Genomic DNA, 4,038 nt, shown 5'->3' with positions numbered 1-4,038 from the left:
GATCGCCGCCGGCGCGAACCGCTACGAGACCGCGGTGGCGCTCGCGAACTACCTCGCGGCTAGCGAGGGCTTCGCGTGGGGCTCGGTGTACGTGGCCAACACGAACGCCCTGTCCGACGTGCTCGTGTGCGGGCCGCTCGCCGGCCGGAACAGAGCGCCGGTGCTCCTTGTCACCCAGGGGGTGATGCCGAGCGCGACGTACTCCGCGCTCGACGCGCACTCGGCGACCATCGCCAAGGGCTACGTGATGGGTGGGACCGGCGCGGTCTCGGACCCGTGCCGCGCCGCGGCCGACACCGCGCTCAAGTGACGTAGGGTAGCGCGCACTTCTTGCGCCGCCGCCTGACGGTCAGCGCACCCCGCGCAGGTGGTCGATGAAGCGCGCGTGCGGGATCGCGAAGTTCCCCGTCACGTGCTGGCCCGCCTCGACATCACGAGTCACGACCGAGCCCATCGAGACGAACGCGTCGTCGCCGACGGTGAGCCCGTTGCGCACCAGCGCTCCCGGTCCGATCCACGCCCGGTCGCCGATGCGTGCGCTACCGCCGATCATCGCGTGCGCCACGATCATCGTGTCGACGCCGATGCTCACGTTGTGCGCGATGTGGCAGAGGTTGTCTATCTTGGTGCCGTCACCGACAACGGTGTCGCCGAGCGCGCCGCGGTCCAAGACCGTGCCCGCCCCGATGTCGACGCGGTCGCCGATGCGCACGGAGCCGACGTGGGGGAACTTGACCGGGTATCCTGACTCGTCGCGTTCGTACCCGAAGCCCTCGGCGCCGATCGTCACCGATGCGCCGATCGTGCAGGCGCTACCGATGACGCAGCCGTCGATGACCACGCAGTTCGGTCCGAGCGATGTCCCCGCCCCGATCTCGGCGGCCCCGATGACGCAGCCCGCCGCGATCGAGACATCCTCGCCGAGGACGCTGCGTGCATCCACCGTGGCAGCAGGCGACACACCCGTCGCGGGGGGACGCGGCGCCACCCGCGTGCCGACGAGCGCGAACTCGAGCCTCGGGTTCGCGGCGTAGGCGATGGCCGTGACGCCCCGCGCCGCGAGGGCTGCTTCATCGACGGAGGAACCTGCAGGCACGATGAGCAGGGAAGCGCAGGACCCGTCTGCGGCGGCCAGGATCGATGCGGACTTCACGAACGCGACGTCACCGGCAGCAGCGGCAGAGGCCGGCTTCAATCCCGCGATCGCCGTCTCGGCCAAGTCAGGTCGCAGAACGCGAACCTCGCAGCGTGCGTTCAGCATCTCGACGAGGTCCGCCACGCGCAGGGTCGAACGGTCTGCTGTCGCGCTCATAGGAGCATCCGGTAGATCTGGAACGCCTCGGCCCACTCCCGGTCGATCTGGCCCCCGCGAACGCGCGCCAGTGAATCGATGAACTCACGGGAGAAGTAGGTGCGGGACAACTCGAACTGTGACTCGTAGCACTGGAGCGCCCGCCACTTGAGGTCCATGTGGCGCTGCTCGAGCTCGGAGAACGCATGCGTGGTGAACGTGATGTGGTTCCTGGGCAACTCGTACCCGAGGATGCTCGCGCCGCGGAAGGCCCGGATGCCCTCCATGTAGACGACCTGGTGGTCCTGATGCAGGTCGTCTCCCGAAGGGATGAAGACCGTGTCGGGCTCCACCCTCGACCTCAGGTCGACGAGCGACTCGAGCACCTCCTGCCGGTGCGCGGGAAGGTGGCGCACGCGGTAGTTGTGCACATGCCGGTTCTCGGCGGGGATGCCCATGATGTCCATCGCCGCGTTGAACTCGTCGCGCAACAGCGTTCGGGGAGCGCCCTCTGGCAGGGAGTCCTCAGCCGTCGAGAAGACCGCCACGTCGACGGTCACGCCTTCTTCAACGAGTCGGGCGATCGTCCCTCCGCAGCCGATCTCGGCGTCGTCGGTGTGGGGTGCGAGTACCAGCACGCGTTGCATCATGTCTCCAAGCGACGCTCTCGGGAATGATCCGGGCGCCCATGATACGCGTTGCCTCACGAAGAATGTACTCGAGAGCGACTCGTTGCCTCACAAGAGGAGGTGCTCGAACCGGCCCTTGCCGGATCGACCCGCGAAGGATCCATGGGATGCCGCTCCCGTTGGCTGTGAACAGGGCGATCACGCGCGAGTGGTGCGGGCACGCTGTCCTTCGTGGCCAGGGAGTGGGCTGTGCCCTGAAAGGCGCAGGTGCGCTCTGGCGAAGCGTCCGGCAGGTCCGACCGTCGGGCGACCTCGTATGCCCACTCTGTGCGTTCCTCCGGGCGGCTTCGGTCCGAATGCTAGAATCGCTGCACCGTAGCCCGCCTTCCGACCGCTGGGGAGCCCCACCATGGACGCGTACGTCATCGGCGCCGCCAAGACCTGGTTCGGGCCCACGAGCCGGCCGTTGCCGGCGCTCGCACAGGAGGCGATCACGGCGGCGCTGGCCGACGCGGGGGTCGCCCCCGACGAACTCGGCGCCTTCATCGTGGCGAACTTCCTCGGCGGGCCGAACGAAGGCCAGCTGCACCTGAACTCGGTGGTGGCGGGACTGCTGCCGGGGCTGAACCTGCCGAGCTGGCGCACGGAGGCGGCGTGCGCGTCGGGCGGCGTGGCGGTGCACCAGGCGGTGCTCGCGCTGCACGCATACGACCCGATCCTCGTGCTCGGCATCGAGCGCATGAGCGACGTGGTCGGCGCCGAGCTCACGCGCAACATCGGCATGGCCGGCGATGCGGTCCTCGACCAGGTCGCGGGGCTCACCTTCCCGGCGAACTACGCGCTCGTGGCGCAGTGCCACATGGAGGCGTACGGGACGACCGCGCGCGATCTTGAGCTCGTGTCGCTCAAGAACCACGCGAACGCGAACCTGAACCCCAAGGCGCACTTCCACCACAAGACGGTCGTGCAGTCCGACATCGACGCCGGCCCCACCGTCGCCGCGCCCCTGCGCCTGTTCGACTGCTGCCCGGTGTCGGACGGCGCCGCCGCGGTGGTCGTGTCGGCCAAACCGCGCGGCGAGCGAAGCGTGCGCATCGCGGGCAGCGCGGTTGCCAGCGACGTCATCTCGCTCGCGCAGCGCACCACCCGCACGAGCTTCCCGGCGGCGGTCGCCGCGGCGCGGCGCGCGTACGCGCAGGCGGGCGTGTGCGCGGGCGACCTCGATCTGGCCGAGGTCCACGACTGCTTCACCATCGCCGAGATCGTGGCGATCGAGGACCTCGGCATCGCGTCGGCCGGCCGCGCGGCCGAGCTGCTGCGCGCGGGCGAGACCGCGATAGGCGGCCGCATCCCGGTCAACGCTTCTGGCGGCCTGAAGGCAGGCGGCCACGCGATCGGGGCCACCGGCGTCGGCCAGGTCGCCGAACTCGTGGCGCAGCTGCGCGGCGAGGCGGGCGCCCGGCAGGTCGAAGGCGCGCGCACGGGCGTGGCGCACAACGTCGGCGGGGTGGGCGGCACGTGCGCCGTCCACGTGCTGACGGGGGGTGCTTCGTGAGGAAGGACTGCCCGTCGTGCGGGCGCGCCTACGCGTACGACCTGCCCGAGTGCACGTTCTGCCGTGCGCCGCTCGAGGAGCGTGCCGCCACGCAGGGCCGGGTGGTCGCGGTGACGATGGTCAACGCGCCGTCCGTGGGCCACGAGGACGTGCCGTACTGGACCGCGCTCGTCGAGTCGGCCGACGGCGTGACCGAGATCGTGAAGTGCGACGCCGAGGTCTGGGTCGGCGACGAGGTCCCGATGTCGGGCGGCGCTCCGGTGCACCGCGAGCCGGTCGGCGTGGTCGGCTCCGGTGTCATGGGCCGCGGACTGGTCGAGCTGCTGCTCACCCGCGGCCATCACGTGGCCTGGGTCGGGCGCGACGCCGACAGGCTCGCGAAGGCGCGCGCCCGCGTGATCGAGCGGCTCGGCCGCGTGATGGACGACGCGCAGGTCGCCGACTGCGACGCGCGCTTGGTGACCGCCACGGACCCGGCGGCGCTGTCGGACCGCGACGTCGTCATCGAGGCCGTCGCCGAGGACCTCGCGGTGAAGCTCGAGACCTACCTGGCGATCGAGCCG

Annotated in this window: 5 protein-coding genes; 3 read left to right on the top strand and 2 right to left on the bottom strand. The window is 70.6% G+C overall.

Translation table 11 applies throughout. The features are described from left to right. Position 1 precedes the first annotated feature (1 nt). A complete protein-coding gene (locus tag FDZ70_07315; GenBank protein TLM74284.1) occupies positions 2–310 on the top strand; it encodes a cell wall-binding repeat-containing protein in 309 nt (102 codons plus the stop codon). 39 nt (positions 311–349) lie between these two features. Here FDZ70_07315 and FDZ70_07310 read toward each other — a convergent pair whose 3' ends face one another. Both FDZ70_07310 and FDZ70_07305 read right to left on the bottom strand, forming a co-directional pair. After that, positions 350–1,312, bottom strand: a complete 963-nt coding sequence (locus FDZ70_07310; GenBank protein TLM74283.1) for a hypothetical protein — start codon at positions 1,310–1,312, stop codon at positions 350–352. Then, positions 1,309–1,941, bottom strand: a complete 633-nt coding sequence (locus FDZ70_07305) for a PIG-L family deacetylase (GenBank protein ID TLM74282.1) — start codon at positions 1,939–1,941, stop codon at positions 1,309–1,311. The genes FDZ70_07310 and FDZ70_07305 overlap by 4 nt, the downstream gene beginning before the upstream one ends. Before the next feature lie 388 nt (positions 1,942–2,329). Between FDZ70_07305 and FDZ70_07300 the strand changes: the two genes are divergently transcribed. Together FDZ70_07300 and FDZ70_07295 are read left to right on the top strand one after the other, a co-directional pair. After that, entirely contained in the window at positions 2,330–3,475 is a 1,146-nt protein-coding gene (locus FDZ70_07300) for a thiolase domain-containing protein (protein ID TLM74281.1), read from the top strand. Then, positions 3,472–4,038, top strand: a 567-nt coding sequence (locus FDZ70_07295; protein TLM74280.1) for a hypothetical protein, incomplete at its 3' end; no start/stop codon positions are given. The genes FDZ70_07300 and FDZ70_07295, both read left to right, overlap by 4 nt.

It is taken from the genome of Actinomycetota bacterium, from assembly GCA_005774595.1.
Taxonomy (GTDB): Bacteria; Actinomycetota; Coriobacteriia; order Anaerosomatales; family D1FN1-002; genus D1FN1-002.
This window is presented reverse-complemented; position numbering and strand designations above follow the sequence as displayed.

Excerpts from the sequence above, each read along its gene's own strand:
- FDZ70_07300 (TLM74281.1), top strand. The coding sequence starts at position 2,330 with ATGGACGCGTACGTCATCGGCGCCGCCAAGACCTGGTTCGGGCCCACG.
- FDZ70_07310 (TLM74283.1), bottom strand. The coding sequence starts at position 1,312 with ATGAGCGCGACAGCAGACCGTTCGACCCTGCGCGTGGCGGACCTCGTC.
- FDZ70_07305 (TLM74282.1), bottom strand. The coding sequence starts at position 1,941 with ATGATGCAACGCGTGCTGGTACTCGCACCCCACACCGACGACGCCGAG.